We start from the raw sequence: 19,122 nt of genomic DNA on the forward strand, positions 1-19,122 counted from the left end.
AAAAATTATTTTTTATCGAAAAACGCTTCGTAAACCATCATAAAGATTGCTCCACCCATCAAAATATAAACAGGAAGAACATCAAAAAATCCAATCATCGATGATCTAGTCAACGTTGTTGCAAGCCCTACTAAAAAAGCAATTGCAAGAAGAGAACCTAAAAATGTTGTAAATTTTTGCATTTAATTATTACATTCCTTTTCTAACCAATTAGCAACACCTAAAAATCTTTGATCATCATATTTTGCACCAATTAATTGAACACCTAAAGGTAAATTGTTTTCACCTTGAAGTATAGGTAATGATATACAAGGTGTACCTAAATAAGACCATACTTTATTAAATTCTGCCGTTCCTGTGCTTTTTAAACCTTTCAGTGCTACTCCAGGGCTAGATGGGGATAAAACTCCATGATAATCCTCAAAAACTTCCTTGTAAGATTCATAACTTCTTTTCATAAAATCTATAGCTTCTGCATATTCTTTTGCAGAATGCTTGTTACCTTTTGAAATTGCATCTTGCATATACTTAGATAATTTTTTCTTATATTTTTTATAATAGAGTGAAAAATTATTAGCTAAATCTGTCTCATGAATTATTTGATGGTATTTATGAATATCTTTAAAGTACGAAGGTGTATCAAAAACTTCGATATTATTTTTGAATGATTTCATAAAGTATTCAAATGCTTCTCTTGATTTTTTTCCAAGAAGCTTCCAATGATCAGTTTTGTAAAAAATAAATTTAGGATCAAACAAAGGTCCTTTTTTTGTTTCTGCTAACATCTCATCACTAGAGTAATGAACTGTTGCAGTATCATAATTATCCTTTTTTATTAAAATTTTAGCAAGAAGAGCAACATCTTCTACCGATCTTCCAAAAACACCAATGTGATCTAATTTTTCAGATGTTTTAAGAACTCCATTTCTACTTATTAATCCATAACTGGGCTTATAACCAACAACTCCACAATAAGATGCAGGTCTTATAACCGAACCTCCTGTTTGAGAACCAATTGCTAGCGGAGCCATAAAAGAAGCTACAGCAGCAGCAGATCCACTAGATGAGCCACCTGGAGTTCTAGAATAATCATGTGGATTTGTAGTTTTTGAAGGACCTAAAAATGCCAACTCAGATGTTGCTGTTTTGCCCATAACTATTGCACCAGCAGAAATTAATAAATCAACTATTTCAGCATTTTGAGAATATGATTTACCTTTTCTAATTGATGTCCCACATTCTGTTGGCATGTCAACAGTTCCGACAATATCTTTTACTGCAACAGGAATTCCATGAAGTGGTCCAAGAGGTTTGCCTGACTTTCTATACTCGTCAGCCTCAGCTGCTTTTTCTAATAAAAGTTTTTTATCAAAGTGTGCCCACGCTTTTACATCTTTTTCAAATTTATTTATTCTATCAATATAAATTTGGCACAATTCTACAGAAGTAATTTGAGCATCTTTAATTTTTACAGCAAGTTCTTCAACTTTTAACGAAAAAACATTTGTCATTTTTTTTTATTGTGCAAATAAAGTTTCCGGCAACCAAAGTGCTATTCCTGGAAACATATACATTAAAAACATTGCAAAAATTACAATTGCTAAGAAAGGCATTATTCCTCTAAATATATCCAAGAGTTCTACATTAGATTTTTGAACTCCTTTTAAATAATAGGCTGACATTGCCATTGGTGGAGTTAAGAAAGAAGTTTGCAAATTTAAAGCAATTAACATTGCAAAGAAATAAGGATTAACACCAAATACCTCTAACAATGGCAAGAATATTGGAACAAAAATAATCAAAATTTCAGTCCATTCTAAAGGCCATCCTAAAAGGAAAATGATTATTTGAGTGATGATTAAAAACTGCCAAGTAGTAATATTTATAGAGGTAAAGAAGTGCTCAAATACTTCATGTCCTCCTAAATAAGAAAATACTGATGAGAAAGTCCAGGAACCAATAAACAACCACATGATCATTGCAGTTGTCTTAGCAGTTAAAAACACAGACTCTTTAAAGTTTTGCCATTTAAGTGTTTTATAAAACCAAGATAAAAGAATTGCTCCAAAAGCTCCTGCTGCAGCTGCTTCTGCTGGAGTTGCAATACCTGCTAAAATAGTTCCTAAAACAAGCATAATTAAACCAAACAGCGGAACGAAAGAAACCAAAACTTCTTTTAGAATTTCACCAGTTGGTGGGATATCTTCTTTTGGAGGTCTAGGAGCTATAGATGGATTTAACCATGCTCTAAATACTGCATAAGCAATGTAAAGACCTGCTAAAAGTAAACCTGGAAATATTGCTGCTGCAAAAAGTCTTAAGGGTGATAGCTGGGCTATTACGGAATAAACAATAAGCATAATACTTGGTGGAATTAAAATTCCTAAACATCCACCTGCACAAATTATTCCTGACGCAAATTTTTTATCATATCCTGCTTTAACCATTGCAGGCCAAGCTAACAGTCCCATCAAAGTTACAACGGCACCGATAATTCCTGTTGCAGTCGAAAATAATGTACACGTAATTAATGCAGCCACCGCCATTGATGCTGGAAGCCTGTGTGCTGCTAATCTAATTGCAAAAAATAATTTAGCTACAATTCCTGCTCTTTCAACAAGGTAGCCCATGAATAAAAATAAAGGTACTGCAGTAAGAACATTGTTATCCATTACTGTGTAAGTGTTTTGAACAAATAATTGGAATATACGATTGTCAAAAATGTGCTCCATCATTGTTGCATCGTAATAAGCAAAATATCCAAACCCAATTCCCATAGCCATTAGAGTAAAAGCAATAGGGAAACCTAAGAGAACTGCAAACAAGAACATGCCCATCATCAAAATTGCAATTTCTGGATTTGTTAAACTAAATAACATTTTTTTCGTCCTCTTCTTGAGCTGTTCTCATTAAAACTTGTTCTGTTTCTTCAGCAACAACCATTCTCGCTGGCCATTGTCCTGTTTGAATACAAATAATTGATCTGAATACCTCGCTAATACCTTGAATAATTAATAAAACACCTGCAGCAGGTATCATCGATTTGACCATATAAATTTGGATTTGAGCTGGACTACTCCAACTAGTCTCTTTTATTTTCCAAGCAAGCGCAGCATATTCATATCCATAAAAAGCTAACGCAATCACTCCTGGGAAAAAGAAAATAAAGTATAAAACTAAATCAATCCAAGCCTGAGTTCTTTGACTAAACAATCTATAAATGACATCTCCTCTTACATGCGATTCTGTTGCTAAACAATAGGCTCCTGACATCATTAAAATTGCACCATACATCTGCATACTAAAATCAAAATTCCAAAGTGTAGGAGAATTAAAAACATAAGCCATTACCACTTCATAAACAGTTCCACCCATCAAAACTACGATGCACCAAGAAAAAGCTTTTCCCATTGATGTACTAAGAGTATCTGCAAATTGAATAAATGACTTCATATAAAAGAAATATATTAAAATACGTATAAAAAAAAGGGGGTTTTTCAACCCCCTTTTAAATTGATTTTAAAGTTAATTAAATTTTAACTTTTTCAATTGGACCAAACTCATTTTCATAAGCTAATTTGTAGTTCGGTTGATTCATCAACAGATACTTCATTGTTCTCTTAGCGTATGCTTTTTGTGAGTCTACTACTTTTTTGAAGAAAGCATCTTTAGCAGAAAACTCTCCAACGACTTTATCCCAACCTTTTAATTGTTCTGCTAGGATAGCGTCAGACGTTTGGTAAACATTAACCTTATGCTCATTCATCAACTTAGCAAGGTCAGTTGAATATCTAACCAATGCTTTGAAGTAGTTATCTGAGTTTGCAGCGTATGCAGCATTTCTCAAGATAGCTTGATGTTCAGGTGAAAGGCTATTCAGTCTCTTAGTGTTCATAGGAATTTCAAACATTTCCTGAGATTGGTGGAAACTTCCTAAGTGATAGTGTTTAGAGACATCTTGCATTCCAAACTGTGAGTCTGATGTAGGGTTGTTAAACTCTGCAGCATCAATCAAACCAGTTTTCATCGCTGGTTGAATTTCACCACCTGGTAACTGTCTTACAACCATTCCCATAGCGGTTAAAACGTTAGTCGCAAGACCAACTGTTCTATACTTCATACCTTTAACATCAGATACTTTAGTTACATTCTTTTTGAACCAACCAAATGGCTGAGCAGGCATTGGCATATGGAAGAAACCTGTGTAATTAAATCCTACACTTTTTACAGCTTCTTCATATAACGCTCTACCTCCACCATACTCCATCCATCCCATTACTTCTTGAGATGACATTCCGTATGAAGGACCTGTTCCAAAAAGTGATGCAGCAGGGTTTTTTCCATACCAGTATGCAGTCACCCAGTGACCCATATCTACTACTCCAGAACTAACTGCTTGACCAATTTCAGAAGTTTTTACAACTGCTCCAACTGGTTGCACATCAATTTTTAGTGAGCCGCCTGACATATCGCTAACCATTTTCGCATAGTCTGTTGCCATTTCGAAAAAGATGTTAGCACCTGATGGCCATGCAGCTTGCATCTTTAATACTGTAGCGTGACCCCCTGCAGTTGCGATATTCGGCATTGCAACTGTAGCTGCAGCTGCAGCACCAGCTGTAGCAGCGGCCTTAAAGAACTTACGTCTTGAAGAAATTTTATTCTTCAATGATTTTTTTTCTTTAACCATTATTTCTCCTATTTATTTTTAGTTAATTAACCGTCGCGCATATAATCATAATCATTCTAAAGAGTCTAAACCTATTAAAATTAAAAAACCCTTAATTTTCATGGAAAAATTTAGTAATTAAATAAATTATTCAATTAATAATTGTATGATGGGAAAAAAGCTAAGGTTGCCCAATGTGATACCCAATCAGACTTTAGCTTTAAATTTTGAATAAAGTTTGATTTAAAAATATTAACAGCACTCAACAAATAAACTCTATCACGCACAATTCTTATTTGTCCTTCGCCATTTGGCTTCGTTTTTATAATTTCTTGATTAAACATTTCCTTATTTTTTGTAAAAATTTTTATCTGAAAATTTCCAAGAGGTTTTCCATTATTTAGCAGTTTAAATTTAAAAAACTCATTTCTTTTATCAAAGGGTGAGTTTAGTGCGATTAATTCAAAATCTAATTTTGAACTTTGCTGAAAAAAATCATTAGAATTTGAGATTAAAATTTTTGAAAATCTTTTATAATTTTCTGTTGGCAACTTGTTTGCATTGTAGCTAGACAAAATATCAAAAAAGTCTTGTTCTTTAACAAAGTTTTCAAACTTTTCAATATTATCATATTTTAAAAAAATATATTTTGTCTCATAATTAATTACGTTAAAAAAATTGTTATCAAGTTTTAATTGTATAGCTGGAAAATCACCATCTCTTTGCTCAATATTTTTAATTATATTGTTATTGTCTAAATATAATTTTTCTTTTTCTTTACTGTAAAATCCAAAAGGTGTTCCATTAAAATTTTGACCCACCATAATATCTATCAAAGTTTTATCACCTGTATCTGAATTCTTTTCTAGCCATGATTCATGTGCTAGTAGTTCTTTATTTGATAATAAAATAAAAAAAATAATAAGAAAAAAAAATATTATGCCTTCTCTAAAAAATATTTTTTTAAAAGGAATTATCATTTATTTTTCGTTTATAAGTTTTATTTTCGCACATGAGCTTAGACCCAACATAGCAAATTTAGATATAACAAAAAATGAAAAAACAACTTATGCAATACTTAATTTAAAAGTTAATCTTGAAGCTATTATTGTAGGAATTGAACCTGGACACTCGAATACAAAAGAATCTGATCAATCTGAAAAATACGATGAATATCGAAAATTAAATCCTGAAGAATTATTAGAAAAATTTTATGAAAAATTTGATAATTTCAATAACGAAGTTTATTTAACTAAAGACTTAAACAGATATGTTGGAACAGTTGAAAAAATAACAGTTCCTCCCATTGGAGATTTGGAAGTTTTAAGAGATAGCATCATTGAAATAAGTTTTAAGAATTTGCAAGACGAAAAATATAAACTCCATTGGAATAAAAACTTTGGGTCGCTAATACTTCGTGTTAATTCAATTGATCAAGGTGAGCTACATACTGAAATAATTGAGAGCAATCTTTCTTCAACCTTTAATATTAATAAAAATCAATCAAGTGTTTTTAAAACTATTACAGACTATGTTGTTATTGGATTTGAACATATTCTGCCCAAAGGCTTAGATCATATACTTTTTGTTTTAGCTTTATTTTTATTATCTACAAAATTTAAACCACTAATTCTTCAAGTTACAATTTTTACGATAGCTCACTCAATAACATTAATTCTTGGTATGCTGGGTATCATAAATATTTCACCAAGTGTTGTTGAGCCGATAATTGCTATTTCAATATCATATGTAGCTTTTGAAAATTTATTTACCAACAAGATTAACAAAGCAAGACCATTTATAATTTTTATATTTGGTCTTCTACATGGCTTAGGTTTTGCGGGAGTTTTGACAGAAATAGGAGTGCCCGAATATCTTTTTTTAACAAGTTTGATATCTTTTAATATTGGAGTGGAATTAGGACAAATTGCTGTAATTTTAATTGCTTATTTAATCCTCGCGTTACCGTTTAACAAACAAAATTGGTACAATAAAATAATAACAAAACCTCTATCACTGATAATAGCTTTTATTGGATTGTATTGGTTTATTGAAAGAATTTTTTAATTTCTTTAATAAATATTAAATGACCAAGAAATATAATTATAAGTTAAATCAACTTATTGTTTTCATAAATACAGCATTAATTTATAAGCATCTAAATTAAATTAATTATTTTTTATTAAAAAATATAAATAAGAAGTTAAAGATGTAATTAGTACAAAAGACATTGCTAATTGAAATGAAGCAATTTCAGAATAATTTAAACTTAATCCTAAATCTATAATAAGCCCAATTATCCATTGTAGAAAGAAGGCACCTATAAATATCAATAGATTATAAGAAGTTAGAGCTTTACCTGCATTAGAAACAGAAAAAGCCATTCCAACAGCTGGCTGGATTAAGGACAAGAATACAGCTGAAACTATAAATAATGCCCAATGAATTGAATCTGTATTTGGACCTAGATAAATAATTACACCCAATACCAATAAACTTAATGGTGAACCATATTTCAACAATCTGATTGCATCATTAACGTTCTTTGAAAATTTCGGAACAAAATAGCCCCATATCAAAAATGATAGCAACATAAAAAAATAAATTAAAAATAACCCTTTTGCACTTTCTTCTGGTGTATACCCAGATACTTTTATCATCCAAGGACCAGCCCAAAGTGTTTGGATAGCAAATAATCCTCCAGTGCTAAAAAAGCCCATTGGAATAACACTTCTGAAGAATTGATTTTGCCAAACAATACTCAATTTTGCATCATCGTTTTTCTGACTACCTTTTGAAGTCCACTGAGGAATAAAAATAATTATCAAAATTATACAAACCAAAGTTATGAAAGCTAAAAGCAAAAATATATTTCTCCAACCAATTATAGGTAAGAAAAATTGAACTGGTAAACTTGATGACAACATACCAATTGCACCGACCATTAACATCCATGAGTTTGCACGTTGTTGGGTTTCATCTTGATACCAAATCCGATAAGCTGTCAAAGGCCCCATTAAACAAGCTCCAACACCAACTCCTATAATTATTCTAGATACTAAAAGAGTTAAAAAATTCTGAGCGAGAGCAAATATTAATAAACCAACAATGGTTAATGATAAAAAGTATGAAACAATTTTTCTTGGACCTCTCATGTCTAGCATATAGCCTAAAGGGATTTGTACACTTGCAAATCCTAAAAAATATCCGCCACCTAATAATCCAAGCTCTCCTGCAGAAAGATTAAATTCATTTACTAATTCAGGTGAAATTGTTGCAGTTATTGCTCTTAAGAGAGTAGAAATAAAATATCCTAAAGCAAAAACTAAAAAAATTATAATAGCTTTTGATTTAGCTAGAACAGGTTTATTCATTAAAATTTAGTTAACTTTATTAACGCAATTACCAGTTCTAAAAAATTCTTCTATATTGTCTATCGCTAAATTTCCCATTGCAATTCTAGTATCTTTTGTAGCACTTCCTAAATGAGGCAAAACAAAAACACTCGGGATTTTTAAATAACCAGGATTTAAGTTTGGTTCATTTTTATAAACATCTAATCCTGCAGCATAAATTTTTCTTCTATTCAATGCATCAATCAAAGCGTCATCATCAACTATATCACCTCGAGCAACATTTGTTATCACAGCACCTTTAGGGAAATACTCAACTGTCTCTTTATTTATTAGGTTTTCTGTTTCCTTTGTAGCCGGGCAACAGATAGATAAAACATCTGAAACTGAAAAAAGACTTTTTATACTGTCATGATAAATTGCGCCCTGCTCTTTATCTTCACTTAATTTTGAACGATTATGATAATGAATAACCATGCCTAAAGATTTAGCAATATTTGCAATTTTTTGACCGATACGGCCCATACCTAAAATTCCTAGTCTTGTTCCTGTTAACTGTTTTCCAATTAAATAATCTGCAGACCATTTCCATCCACCCTCACGTGCAGACTCAATTCCCTCAGACGCTCTTCGACAAGCTCCTAATATGAGTAATATTCCTATCTCAGCTGTAGCATCTGACAAAACTTCTGGGGTATTAGTTACGGCAATACCTCTTTTTTTAGCAGCATCTAAATCAATATTTCCAAAACCAACTGCAAAATTTGAAATTATTTTAATACTATCTGGAAGTTTATTTATTGTATCAGCATCTAATTTTTCAGTTAAAGATGATAAAATTCCATCACATCCTTCACTCATTTCAATAATTTTTGATTGTGAATAAAGTTCATCATTTGAATTAAATTTAGCTTCAAATAATTTTGATGCTTTATCTTCACTCTCTCGAATCAGTCTTCTAGTAATTAAAATTTTTTTCATAAAACCCCTATTTTAAAATTTCAGGTTTGGGACCGCCTGTGTACCAATCCAAAACTTCAATTGTATGTAAAATTGGGACTTTAGTACCATGAGAAATTTGGGTAATACAACCAATATTTCCTGTTGAAATAAAATCAGGGTTTAAACTTTCTATGTTATTTACCTTATTTTTTAGTAGTTGTTTTGCAATTTTTGATTGTAAAATATTATAAGTTCCAGCTGATCCACAACAAATGTGTCCTTGTGGAATTTCCATAATTTCATTGTCAGTTTTTTCAAGTAATGAAATTGGTTGTGAATGGACTTTTTGACCATGCTGCATTGAACATGCAGAGTGATAAGCAACTTTATATTTCTTTCCTTTAGATTTTATATTTAGTTTTAAACTTTCAAAAATATATTCAGAAATATCTCTTGTAAGATCTGATATGACTTTTGCTTTTTTACTTAACTCTTTGTCATCTCTAAAAATAAAACCATAATCCTTCATGGTAGTACCACAACCTGATGTATTAGATAAAATTGCGTCTAAATTTCCCTTTTGATGCTCCTCATACCAAGTATTTATATTATTTTTAAAATCTTGGTGAGCATCCTCTTCTTTTCCTAGATGGTGATTTAAAGATCCACAGCAACGAATTTTTTTTGGAACTACAACTTCAACCCCATGTCTATTTAATAATCTGATTGTTGCTTCATTTATTTGAGGTGAAATTTCTTTTTGTACACATCCAGTTAATAAAGCAACTCTTGCTATTCTTTTCTTGTCTGAAACTTTGTAAATCTCTTTAATAGGTAAAGATTTTTTTGGAAAAGTTGTTGGCATTAATTCAATCATGTCTTTAATCTTTGTAGGCATTAAGAATTTAAATGGCATTGCCAATTTAACAAAAAAACTTGAGAGTCTAAATACTTTAACATTTGGTAAAGTGATTGATAAAAAATATCTAATTAGTTTATCAAAAAAAGATCTTTGATAATTTTTTTCAATATATTTTTTTCCATGATCTATGATGTGCATGTAATTCACACCAGCAGGACAAGTAGTCATGCAGCTATAACATGAAAGACAACGATCGATATGCTTAACAACTTTTTCAGTTGGTTTTCTGTTATTTTCCAACATGTCCTTAATAAGATAAATTCTACCTCTTGGACCATCCAATTCATCACCTAACAGCTGATGTGTAGGGCAAGTAGCATTACACATTCCACAGTGAACACACTTTTTAAATACTTTTTCTGTAGCAAAATTATCAGAGTCTTTAAGTTGCTGTTCAGTAAATTTTGTCTGCATTAAATTCCTCTATACATTTTTCCAGGGTTTAAAATTCTTTTTGGATCAAAACTTTTCTTAATTTTTTCTGAAATCATCAAACGTATATCATCAACTGTAAAAATTGATTCTCCATAATCATAATCTGCAGAAGTTTTTATTACAGTTAAATAACCACCAGATTCCAAAGCTATTTTTTTTAGCTCTTTTATTTTTTCTTCTTTATGTTCATCAACTTCTATCCAAAATAATGATCCACACCAATCCACAAAATATTCATATTTATTATCTAAAAATTTTAATAAATTTGATCCTTTTGCTGGAGGAATAACCATTCTGATTAAATTATTTTTTGTATTCTCAAAAATTTCTAAATTATTGATTTTTTTCCAAAATGGTTCTGATTGATAAACATCTAAAGTAGAAGTTTCAAATTTATCAAGTTCAAGCTCTTTACTTAAATTTTTAATTTTTTCCTTAATTGAAATTTTATCTCCCTCTACTCTAAAAGCTAGAAAAGAAGTATTTGATTTTAAATCATTAAATTTAAATACAGAATTTTTTTTCTTCAAAAAATCATCATCCTTTGATTTATTAGGAACATACACTGCTCCTGATATTTCACTGCTGGAACTTGATAATTTAATAAATAAATCAAAAATTTCCTCAGATTTATCAATATAAATTGCAATTGTATTTGAAGAATCTTTTTTTGGTAGAACCTTTAAAGTGATTTCTGTTAAAGCTACTAAGGTGCCAAAGGATCCAGCTATAAGTTTTGACAAATCATAACCAGTAACATTTTTAACTACTGTACCTCCTGATTTGATAATATCTCCTTTACCATTTACTCCTTTAAAACCTAACACATGATCTCTAACACTTCCAACTTTAAACCTTCTTGAGCCTGCATAATTACAGGATAAATACCCTGCTATAGTTCCTTTGTTAGATACACCATTTTTTATGTAACCAAAATCAATAGGCTCAAAAGCTAATTCCTGATTATTTTCATCAAGTATTTTTTCAACTTCTTCTATTGGCGTACAAGCCTTTACTTTAATATATAGTTCTTCAGGTCTGTAATCTATTATGCCTGTTAATTTCGAAAGCGACATTGTGTTTGCTGATTGAGCTTTATTTCCTATGAAGCTTTTAGAATTATGTCCTATTATTTCTGTGGGAGAATCTTTTTTATAAAGTTCTCTAATTAATTCTGAAACTTCACTCTCATTTTTTGGATAATAAATATTATTAGAATCTTGGAAGATCTGGGAATTTATCTTTGCTTTTGTGGACATGAACCCTTCCTTCCTCCGCGCATTTTCTAAGAATAGGATATACTTTTCCAGGATTTAATAAATTTTTCTCATCTAATGATTTTTTAATATCTAACTGTTGTTGAATATCATCATCATTGAACATCTCACACATAAGTTCTCTTTTTTCGATACCAACTCCATGCTCTCCTGTGATTACTCCTCCAAGTCTTACGCAAGTTTTTAATATTTCTGATCCAAACTCTTCGGTTTTTCTTAACTGCTCTTTATCATTTCCATCAAACATAATTAGTGGATGTAAATTTCCATCACCTGCATGAAAACAATTTGCCACTGGTAAATTATACTTTTCTGAAAGTTTTTTTATTTCAAGTAAAGCTTCTGCGAGTTTACCTCTAGGTATTGAGCCATCCATACAATAATAATCTGGGGCCATCGCTCCACATGCTGGAAACGCAGCTTTTCTCCCAGCCCAGAAAGATAATCTTTCTTTTTCATTTTTGCTTAGTTTTAAACTTGAACAATTATTTTTTTTACAAATTATCTCAACTTTTTTGATCAACTCATTTACTTCTGACTCTGTTCCATCAAGTTCAACGATTAATAATAATTCAGCATCTCTTGGATAACCAGCTTTGCTAAAATTATCTGTTGCTTCAATAAGAGCTTTGTCCATAATTTCCATTCCAGCTGGAACTATTCCGCTTGAAATTATTTCAGATGCAGCATCTCCTCCTTCTTTAATAGATGGAAAACCAATTAAAGCTGCCTTAACAACTTCTGGTTTTTTTAGAATCTTAACTGTTACTTCGGTAACAACACCTAATAATCCTTCTGAACCACAAATTAATCCCATTAGGTCATACCCTTCTTGATCAAAAGATTTTCCTCCAATTTTACAAATAGTTCCATCCATCATTACCATTTCTACACCTAAAATATTGTTTGTAGTGGTTCCATATTTTAAAGAATGAACACCTCCTGAATTTTCAGCCACATTACCACCTATTGAACATGCTAATTGACTAGATGGATCTGGAGCATAATAAAAACCCTTATGTTCCACAGCATGAGTAATTCCTAAGTTAGTAACACCAGGTTGAGTGATCACACATTTATTCTCATAATCAATTTCTAAAATTTTATTAAATTTTCCTAAACCTAAAAGGATAGCGTCTTGCAAAGGTAATGCCCCACCGGATAAACCTGTTCCAGCTCCTCTTGGAACTACTTTGATATTTTCTTCATTACAATATTTAAGAATTTCACTAACTTCTTTAGTGTTTTCAGGCAAGACCACAGCTAAAGGCGTTTGGGTATAAACTGAAAGCGCATCAGTTTCATAAGGTCTTAATTCATCAGCTTCGCTTAAAACATTTTCTGGATTAGTTAGACTTGATAGTTTTTTTACTATTTGAGATTTATTAGATACAATAGACCTATCAATTTTTGGTAAAGCTATTTCAGACATAGCTTAACCTAGCATTTTTTTGATATTTTCCAATGCGTTAGAAATGTTATCCTGAGATGCAGCAAAGCTAAATCTTACGTAATCTTTGCATGTTTTTCCAAATGCCGTGCCTGGGACAATAGCAACACCCGCTTCATGCATGGCTCTTTTACAAAACTCTGCACCATCCATTCCAGTCCCTATAACTTTTGGAAATGCATAAAATGCTCCTCCTGGCAAACTGCATTCTATTCCGGGTAGACTATTCAGTCCTTCATGAATTAATTTTCTTCTTTGTGTAAATTTTTCCATCATCAAATCAATTGAATCGTCTGGTCCATCAAGCGCTGCTATTCCTGCAAATTGAGCCGCAGCATTAACACAAGAAACACTATTGATTAGTAATTTATTAATATGTTCAATTAAATTTTCAGGCCAAAAACTCCAACCTAATCTCCAACCTGTCATTGAGTAAGCTTTACTCCAGCCTTCTAAAACAATTAGTCTATCTCTTAGCTCAGGATAATTAAAGAATGTTGGCATTTCTTTGTTGTCAAATATTTGTCTACTGTAAATTTCATCACTTAAGATAGTTACGTGAGGATGTTTTTTTAAACCCTCTGCTAATTTATCAATTTCAGATTTCTCAACAAAACTTCCCGTTGGATTATTAGGATTAATTAAAATTAACAATCTAGTTTTTTCAGTTATTAAAGATAGAATTTTATTTGCACTAAATTTTAAATCTTTATCTTCTGTTAAATCATAAGGTACAGCAGTAGAACCTGTATAATTAATCATAGACTCATAAATAGGAAAAGCTGGTGTAGGATGAATAATTTCTGCTCCTGGCTCCCCAAAACACTGTATAGCATAATGCATTGTAGGTTTACCACCTGGCATTATGATAATTCTTTCTGGATCTACTTCAGCGTTATATCTTTTCTTGATCCATCTAGTAACCGCTTGTCTGCACTCTAAAATTCCATTTGAAAGAACATAGCCATGGTGACCATCATCTAAAGCTTTCTTTGCAGCTTCAACTACATGTTTAGGTGTTTTAAAATCTGGCTGACCCAACCCAAGATGTATCATTGGGTTTCCTTGTGCCTCTAATTTTTTAGCTTCTGCTAAAACTGAAAAAGCACTCTCTGTTCCAAGTCTATTAAGTGATGCTGCTAGTTTCATAATAAAGTTGGAAAATATACATAAATAAAATTGAATGTCTATTAAGATAAAATTTAAATTTGCTTAATTTATCTTAATTTCTGTAGATTATTTTTGATGCATCAAGATCTTTTACAGATTTACAGCCCATCAAAATCATATTTCTTCTAATTTCTTTTTGCATATTCTCGAGTAATCTTTCAACACCTTGTTGTCCTCCAGCACCTAAACTAAAAAGAAAAGCTTTTCCAAAACTGCAAGCTGTTGCACCAGCTGCAAGAGCTTTTAAAACATGCGTTCCTCTTCTAACTCCTCCATCAAGAATAATTTCTAATTTATCTCCTACCGCATCTGAAATTGCTTTTACTTGATCAAAAGGTGATCTAGATCCATCCAATTGTCTTCCCCCATGATTAGATATCATTATCGCTGTACAGCCTATATCAATTGCTCTCTTTGCATCTTCAACAGACATCACACCTTTTAGTGCCATTGGTTTATTCCATTTTTTAATACAGTATTCTGCATCTTTCCAATTCATCGCTGGATCATATTGCTCATTAATATAATCCATTACTGATTTAGCTATGTTTGTTCCTTTATCAGTTTTGTTTTTAATATTTGCTAACTCAAATTTTTTATTAGTAAAATATTTAAAAACCCAACCAGGTCTCATGGCAAAACTTAATAAACTATCTAATGTAAATTTAGGTGGAGTAGTAAAACCAGTTCTATGATCTCTTTCTCTATTTCCTGCAACTAATGTATCAACAGTAATGCACATACCGTCAAAATTTGCTCTGCTACATCTATCAATTAAATCATCAGTAATTGATTTATCCTTATGGATATAAAGTTGAAATAGTTTTGGACCGCTAGAAACATTCGCAACTTCTTCTATAGAGAATGATGCCATTGTTGACATACTATAAATTGTATTAAATTTTTCTGCTGCTCTAGCAGAAGCTTTATCACCTTCTGGGTCATACAAACTTTGCATCGCTGTAGGAGACAAAAATAGCGGCATATCAATTTTTCTACCAAAAACTGTTGTAGATAAATCTGGCTCTCCAACACTGTTTAAAATATTAGGAACTAAATCACAGTCGTTAAACGAATCTGTATTTCTGTTTAAAGTTATTTCATCATCAGCACCTCCATCAATATAATGAAATATTGGTGCTGGTAATTTTTTCTTGGCTAATTTTCTAAAGTCATCAAAATTATAGCAATCATTTAAATTCATAAAAGTGTATTAGAAGCTTTTAAAGAAATTAAACATATAACTATTTGCCCCAGGATTTTTATCTCCTATACTTGCATTAGATATATGATTATATGAAAAACCAAATTGACTGCTCTCAGACATATCTAAAGAAATTTGTAACTCAGATTTAAATTCTAAAACGTGACCTAAGTCTTTTCCATCACCTTCGTGATATAATCCTGGAGTAAAACTTGGATTAAAATTTAAAGAACCTATTTTATATTGTGCTTCTACTCCTGTATAAACATAAGCCGCACTATCTGCAGTTATAAGAGCACCAGTAATAGGTGATAAATTTCCAAGAAAAGTATCTCTATTTAAGTTTTCATTTTGATGCTGAAAGCCAATTAATTCTGATTTTTTTCCATCGTCACTAAAATCAAACATACCTGTGTAAACATTAAATTCTGTATTTAGATCTCTCTGTTTGATTTCTTCTGCATTTGAAGAAATCGTAAAAACTAGAAATGAAAATAAAATCAGAATTTTTTTTAAATGCATTTTGGATTAATTTTTAAATTTTAGTTTTTTGAGGATTATTGCACCTCCAAGTAAAAATATCAATATTGGCAATAACCAAAGAATATAAGTATTTTTATTTAAACCAGGATCATACAAAATCCATTCTCCGTATTTTTCTTTAAAAAAATCATAAATTTGGTTTTCAGATAATCCTTCCTCAAGTTTTTTATCAACTAAAATTTTCATGCTATTTGCAAAATCAGAATCTGAATCGTAAACAGATTGACCCTGACAAATTAAACATCTTAAATTTTTCGTAATCTTATTTCTTTCAAGCTGATCACTAGCAAATAATATTTTTGGAATTAATAATAAAATAATTAAAGCAATTTTTAAAATTTTCATTTTATTATCGAGTTAATTTCGTTAATTAATTTTTCATTTAATGGTCCAATGTATTTTGCAACTATTTTATTTTTATGGATCAAAAAAGTTTCTGGCACACCATATGCCCCCCACTCTATTGAAATTGTACCATCTTCATCTAATAATATTGTTTCGTATGGATTTCCCAATTTTATTAGAAAATTTTGAGCATTATTAAAATTATCTTTATAATTTAATCCAATTAAAATTACTTTATTGTTTTCGCTTAATCTCATTAAATAAGAATGTTCTTGTCTACAAGGTACACACCACGAGGCCCATATGTTTAATAAATAAAATTTATTTGAATTAAATATTTCTGATGAGTTAACATTTTCTTTGCTATCAAAATAGACACTAGAAAAAATTGGAATATCTTTTTTTATTTCTGACTTAGGGGTGTAGATATTTGTTTCCTGCAAACCTTTATAAAATATTAAAAAAATAATTATAAAACTAATTATTACCATTGGAGGTATTAATTTATCTTTCATATTTTCTTTCTAAAAAAACTTAATATTCCACCCATGCTTAATAATAATACTGATACCCATATCCAAAGCATGAAAGGTTTGTCTTGATATCTAACATTAAAATATTCCTGATTTTGTACCAAGTTTATGACAATAAATTTATCTTTCATTAAAGAAGTTTTAATATCAGCTTCACTAGTTACTATATTTGGCTGATTATAAATTCTTAACTCTGGAAACATTTTATTAATTTTTCCATCTGAAGAAATTATTTTAAAATTTGCTACCACTGAGTTGTAATTTTTTTCACTTCTCTGGTTTACATCTTCAAGTGTAATTTTAATTTTTGAGTTTTCATAACTCTGACCAATTTTAAGATTGGTTATTACTTCGCTAGAAAGCAAATTATTAAATAAAATACTTAAAATTAATAAGCTAAATCCAAAGTGAGCAATAGTTTGAGAAATGTTTTTATATTTTTTTGTAAAAAAATCCCTCACAGTAATAAAAAACAAATAAAATGCACTTGAGATTAAAATAGTGTTTACAAGTAAATTTTTATCAAAATTCTTAACAATCAAATAAGATATTAAAATTGATATAAATAATAAAAATATAAGAATTTTTTTACTCTCTAAGTTAGATTTAATCCATTTCAATTGAGGTCCAATCGCCATAGCGATTAAAAATGGAATTAAGAAAGGGATAATTAGTTTATGATAGAACGGTGGACCGACTGATATTTTTTCTGAAGAAATTACATCTAAAAAAATTGGATACACTGTACCAATTAAAACCACAGATAAAAAATACATCATGAACCAATTATTCAATATAATCGCACTTTCTTTACTTAACCAAAAAAGATTTATTGAATTTTTTTGACCCTCTTTATGAAAAAAGAAAAAAATAAATAAAGAAATAAAAATTAGAACAAATAAAAATATTAATATGAACAGACCTCTTTCAGGGTCGTTAGCGAAAGTATGAACTGAATTAAGGATACCTGATCTGACTAAGAAAGTTCCACACATACTAAGTGTAAATGTAGCAATAGATAAAATTATAACCCAAGACGTTAAAATCGATTTTTTCTCTAAAACTAATACACAATGTAACAATGTGGTCAATGCTAACCAAGGCATAAGAGATACATTTTCAACTGGATCCCAAAACCAAAATCCTCCCCACCCAAGTTCATAATATGCCCAAATAGAACCTAGTAAAATTCCTAACGTTAAAAATATCCATGAAATTAAAGTCCATTTTTTTATATGAGCTGCCCAGCTTCCAGAAACCATTTTTAAAGTTGTTGCTGCTAATGCGGAAGAAAATATTATTGATGAACCAACATAGCCTAAATATAAAACAGGTGGATGAATTGCTAATGCAGGATCTTGCAATATTGGGTTTAAACCTAAACCTTCCTCAGGAATTGGGAATAAGTAATTAAATGGATTAGAAGTTTTTAATAAAAATATAAAAAAACCAATAATTATTATCTGCTGAAATATTGTTGTTAGAGTTTTATATTTTATTGATTGATTATTTGTTCTTAATAAAAAAATGAAAATGAATAATGTTAAAACCAACAACCACAATAACAAACTACCCTCATGGTTCCCCCAGGTTCCTGTAATTTTGTAAAACAAAGGTTTAGTAGTATGTGAATTACTAAATACAGTTTCGTTACTAAAATCCGAAACTACAAAAGATAAAACTAAACCAAAAAAACTAATAACTACAAAAAATAATTGTAAAAATGATAATGATAATATTTTAGTATCCAAAATTTCTGAATTTCTAAAATTTTGAATTGAAAAATAAATCAAAATTGAACCACTAATTAATCCTAAAATAAGTGCATAATATCCAACAACGCTATAAATCAATTAATTTTCCTCCAATGCAGCTTTAACCTCTGGGGGCATATAATTTTCATCATGCTTTGCTAAAATTTTTGTTGCTGAAAAGAAATTTCTATCTTTCAAAACACCTTCGGCTACAACTCCTTTTCCTTCTTCAAATAAATTTGGGACAGCGCCTGAATAAGTAACATTAATCTCATTTTTAAAGTCTGTAATTATAAAATTCACTTCATTCGAATTCATACTAATAGAATTTTTTTTAACCATCCCACCTACTCTAATTTTACTATTTGTCAGCTCAGTTAATGACTTAATCTCCGAAGGAGATTGAAAATAAACAACGTTTTCCTCTAAAGATTTTAGAACTAAAAAAACAGTTAATATTAAAATTAGTAAAATAGTCGAAACAAACAGAAATCTTAACTTAACTTTTCGACCATACATGGATCA

Annotated in this window: 19 protein-coding genes; 1 reads left to right on the forward strand and 18 read right to left on the reverse strand. The window is 30.4% G+C overall.

Annotated elements, in window-relative coordinates; all coding sequences use genetic code 11:
• Positions 1 to 5 precede the first annotated feature (5 nt).
• The 6 genes from ACTTAX_RS05030 to ACTTAX_RS05055 all read right to left on the reverse strand — a co-directional run bounded on the left by ACTTAX_RS05030 (position 6) and on the right by ACTTAX_RS05055 (position 5,649).
• Positions 6 to 182 (reverse strand): hypothetical protein, encoded by a 177-nt coding sequence (locus ACTTAX_RS05030; protein WP_179850415.1) that lies wholly within the window; start codon positions 180 to 182, stop codon positions 6 to 8.
• Positions 183 to 1,511: an amidase gene (locus ACTTAX_RS05035; protein WP_440693346.1), complete on the reverse strand. Its 1,329-nt coding sequence runs from the start codon at positions 1,509 to 1,511 to the stop codon at positions 183 to 185.
• Positions 1,512 to 1,517: 6 nt separating this feature from the next.
• Positions 1,518 to 2,879 carry a TRAP transporter large permease gene (locus tag ACTTAX_RS05040; protein ID WP_440633104.1) on the reverse strand — a complete coding sequence of 454 codons (1,362 nt, stop codon included), beginning with the start codon at positions 2,877 to 2,879 and terminating at the stop codon, positions 1,518 to 1,520.
• The gene (locus tag ACTTAX_RS05045) at positions 2,869 to 3,453 is read right to left on the reverse strand and encodes a TRAP transporter small permease subunit (protein ID WP_440693348.1); all 585 of its coding nucleotides are present in this window, start codon (positions 3,451 to 3,453) and stop codon (positions 2,869 to 2,871) included. The genes ACTTAX_RS05040 and ACTTAX_RS05045 overlap by 11 nt, the downstream gene beginning before the upstream one ends.
• A gap of 76 nt (positions 3,454 to 3,529) precedes the next feature.
• Complete coding sequence (locus ACTTAX_RS05050; RefSeq protein WP_440693350.1) at positions 3,530 to 4,690, reverse strand: TRAP transporter substrate-binding protein; 1,161 nt, start codon at positions 4,688 to 4,690, stop codon at positions 3,530 to 3,532.
• Positions 4,691 to 4,824: 134 nt separating this feature from the next.
• The gene (locus ACTTAX_RS05055) at positions 4,825 to 5,649 is read right to left on the reverse strand and encodes a DUF4198 domain-containing protein (protein ID WP_440693352.1); all 825 of its coding nucleotides are present in this window, start codon (positions 5,647 to 5,649) and stop codon (positions 4,825 to 4,827) included.
• Here ACTTAX_RS05055 and ACTTAX_RS05060 point away from each other — a divergent pair.
• Positions 5,609 to 6,736, forward strand: coding sequence for a HupE/UreJ family protein (locus ACTTAX_RS05060; RefSeq protein ID WP_440693354.1), 1,128 nt, complete (start codon positions 5,609 to 5,611; stop codon positions 6,734 to 6,736). The two genes, ACTTAX_RS05055 and ACTTAX_RS05060, sit on opposite strands and share 41 nt — an antisense overlap.
• Positions 6,737 to 6,837: 101 nt before the next feature.
• Here the strand turns inward: ACTTAX_RS05060 and ACTTAX_RS05065 are convergent, their stop codons facing one another.
• The 12 genes from ACTTAX_RS05065 to ccmE all read right to left on the reverse strand — a co-directional run bounded on the left by ACTTAX_RS05065 (position 6,838) and on the right by ccmE (position 19,116).
• The gene (locus ACTTAX_RS05065) at positions 6,838 to 8,043 is read right to left on the reverse strand and encodes an MFS transporter (protein WP_440693356.1); all 1,206 of its coding nucleotides are present in this window, start codon (positions 8,041 to 8,043) and stop codon (positions 6,838 to 6,840) included.
• 6 nt (positions 8,044 to 8,049) lie between these two features.
• The gene (locus ACTTAX_RS05070; protein ID WP_440693358.1) at positions 8,050 to 9,003 is read right to left on the reverse strand and encodes a 2-hydroxyacid dehydrogenase; all 954 of its coding nucleotides are present in this window, start codon (positions 9,001 to 9,003) and stop codon (positions 8,050 to 8,052) included.
• A 7-nt stretch (positions 9,004 to 9,010) separates the two neighbouring features.
• Positions 9,011 to 10,300 carry a glycolate oxidase subunit GlcF gene (gene glcF / locus ACTTAX_RS05075; protein WP_440693360.1) on the reverse strand — a complete coding sequence of 430 codons (1,290 nt, stop codon included), beginning with the start codon at positions 10,298 to 10,300 and terminating at the stop codon, positions 9,011 to 9,013.
• Complete coding sequence (locus ACTTAX_RS05080) at positions 10,300 to 11,580, reverse strand: FAD-binding protein (protein ID WP_440693361.1); 1,281 nt, start codon at positions 11,578 to 11,580, stop codon at positions 10,300 to 10,302. Before ACTTAX_RS05080 ends, glcF begins: the two co-directional genes overlap by 1 nt.
• Positions 11,534 to 13,030 carry an FAD-linked oxidase C-terminal domain-containing protein gene (locus tag ACTTAX_RS05085; protein WP_440693363.1) on the reverse strand — a complete coding sequence of 499 codons (1,497 nt, stop codon included), beginning with the start codon at positions 13,028 to 13,030 and terminating at the stop codon, positions 11,534 to 11,536. The genes ACTTAX_RS05080 and ACTTAX_RS05085 overlap by 47 nt, the downstream gene beginning before the upstream one ends.
• 3 nt (positions 13,031 to 13,033) lie before the next feature.
• Entirely contained in the window at positions 13,034 to 14,197 is a 1,164-nt protein-coding gene (locus ACTTAX_RS05090; protein WP_440693365.1) for a pyridoxal phosphate-dependent aminotransferase, read from the reverse strand.
• Between the two features lie 73 nt (positions 14,198 to 14,270).
• Complete coding sequence (locus ACTTAX_RS05095) at positions 14,271 to 15,422, reverse strand: alpha-hydroxy acid oxidase (protein WP_440619103.1); 1,152 nt, start codon at positions 15,420 to 15,422, stop codon at positions 14,271 to 14,273.
• Between the two features lie 9 nt (positions 15,423 to 15,431).
• Positions 15,432 to 15,944 (reverse strand): acyloxyacyl hydrolase, encoded by a 513-nt coding sequence (locus ACTTAX_RS05100; RefSeq protein ID WP_440693367.1) that lies wholly within the window; start codon positions 15,942 to 15,944, stop codon positions 15,432 to 15,434.
• 6 nt (positions 15,945 to 15,950) lie between these two features.
• The gene (locus tag ACTTAX_RS05105) at positions 15,951 to 16,310 is read right to left on the reverse strand and encodes a cytochrome c-type biogenesis protein (RefSeq protein WP_440693369.1); all 360 of its coding nucleotides are present in this window, start codon (positions 16,308 to 16,310) and stop codon (positions 15,951 to 15,953) included.
• Positions 16,307 to 16,825: a DsbE family thiol:disulfide interchange protein gene (locus ACTTAX_RS05110; protein WP_440693371.1), complete on the reverse strand. Its 519-nt coding sequence runs from the start codon at positions 16,823 to 16,825 to the stop codon at positions 16,307 to 16,309. The genes ACTTAX_RS05105 and ACTTAX_RS05110 overlap by 4 nt, the downstream gene beginning before the upstream one ends.
• On the reverse strand, positions 16,822 to 18,696 hold the full coding sequence (locus tag ACTTAX_RS05115) for a heme lyase CcmF/NrfE family subunit (RefSeq protein WP_440693373.1): 1,875 nt from the start codon (positions 18,694 to 18,696) through the stop codon (positions 16,822 to 16,824). The genes ACTTAX_RS05110 and ACTTAX_RS05115 overlap by 4 nt, the downstream gene beginning before the upstream one ends.
• Positions 18,697 to 19,116, reverse strand: a complete 420-nt coding sequence (gene ccmE, locus ACTTAX_RS05120) for a cytochrome c maturation protein CcmE (protein ID WP_440693375.1) — start codon at positions 19,114 to 19,116, stop codon at positions 18,697 to 18,699.
• Positions 19,117 to 19,122 lie beyond the last annotated feature (6 nt).

The sequence above is a fragment of the Candidatus Pelagibacter sp. HIMB1695 genome, from assembly GCF_052047655.1.
In the GTDB taxonomy this organism is placed as follows: Bacteria; Pseudomonadota; Alphaproteobacteria; order Pelagibacterales; family Pelagibacteraceae; genus Pelagibacter.

Bases quoted from the DNA above. Each gene is read 5' to 3' on its own strand.
- ACTTAX_RS05030 (WP_179850415.1), bottom strand. From the start codon at position 182: ATGCAAAAATTTACAACATTTTTAGGTTCTCTTCTTGCAATTGCTTTT.
- ACTTAX_RS05035 (WP_440693346.1), bottom strand. From the start codon at position 1,511: ATGACAAATGTTTTTTCGTTAAAAGTTGAAGAACTTGCTGTAAAAATT.
- ACTTAX_RS05040 (WP_440633104.1), bottom strand. From the start codon at position 2,879: ATGTTATTTAGTTTAACAAATCCAGAAATTGCAATTTTGATGATGGGC.
- ACTTAX_RS05045 (WP_440693348.1), bottom strand. From the start codon at position 3,453: ATGAAGTCATTTATTCAATTTGCAGATACTCTTAGTACATCAATGGGA.
- ACTTAX_RS05050 (WP_440693350.1), bottom strand. From the start codon at position 4,690: ATGGTTAAAGAAAAAAAATCATTGAAGAATAAAATTTCTTCAAGACGT.
- ACTTAX_RS05060 (WP_440693354.1), top strand. From the start codon at position 5,609: ATGCCTTCTCTAAAAAATATTTTTTTAAAAGGAATTATCATTTATTTT.
- ACTTAX_RS05055 (WP_440693352.1), bottom strand. From the start codon at position 5,649: ATGATAATTCCTTTTAAAAAAATATTTTTTAGAGAAGGCATAATATTT.
- ACTTAX_RS05065 (WP_440693356.1), bottom strand. From the start codon at position 8,043: ATGAATAAACCTGTTCTAGCTAAATCAAAAGCTATTATAATTTTTTTA.
- ACTTAX_RS05070 (WP_440693358.1), bottom strand. From the start codon at position 9,003: ATGAAAAAAATTTTAATTACTAGAAGACTGATTCGAGAGAGTGAAGAT.
- glcF (WP_440693360.1), bottom strand. From the start codon at position 10,300: ATGCAGACAAAATTTACTGAACAGCAACTTAAAGACTCTGATAATTTT.
- ACTTAX_RS05080 (WP_440693361.1), bottom strand. From the start codon at position 11,580: ATGTCCACAAAAGCAAAGATAAATTCCCAGATCTTCCAAGATTCTAAT.
- ACTTAX_RS05085 (WP_440693363.1), bottom strand. From the start codon at position 13,030: ATGTCTGAAATAGCTTTACCAAAAATTGATAGGTCTATTGTATCTAAT.
- ACTTAX_RS05090 (WP_440693365.1), bottom strand. From the start codon at position 14,197: ATGAAACTAGCAGCATCACTTAATAGACTTGGAACAGAGAGTGCTTTT.
- ACTTAX_RS05095 (WP_440619103.1), bottom strand. From the start codon at position 15,422: ATGAATTTAAATGATTGCTATAATTTTGATGACTTTAGAAAATTAGCC.
- ACTTAX_RS05100 (WP_440693367.1), bottom strand. From the start codon at position 15,944: ATGCATTTAAAAAAAATTCTGATTTTATTTTCATTTCTAGTTTTTACG.
- ACTTAX_RS05105 (WP_440693369.1), bottom strand. From the start codon at position 16,310: ATGAAAATTTTAAAAATTGCTTTAATTATTTTATTATTAATTCCAAAA.
- ACTTAX_RS05110 (WP_440693371.1), bottom strand. From the start codon at position 16,825: ATGAAAGATAAATTAATACCTCCAATGGTAATAATTAGTTTTATAATT.
- ccmE (WP_440693375.1), bottom strand. From the start codon at position 19,116: ATGTATGGTCGAAAAGTTAAGTTAAGATTTCTGTTTGTTTCGACTATT.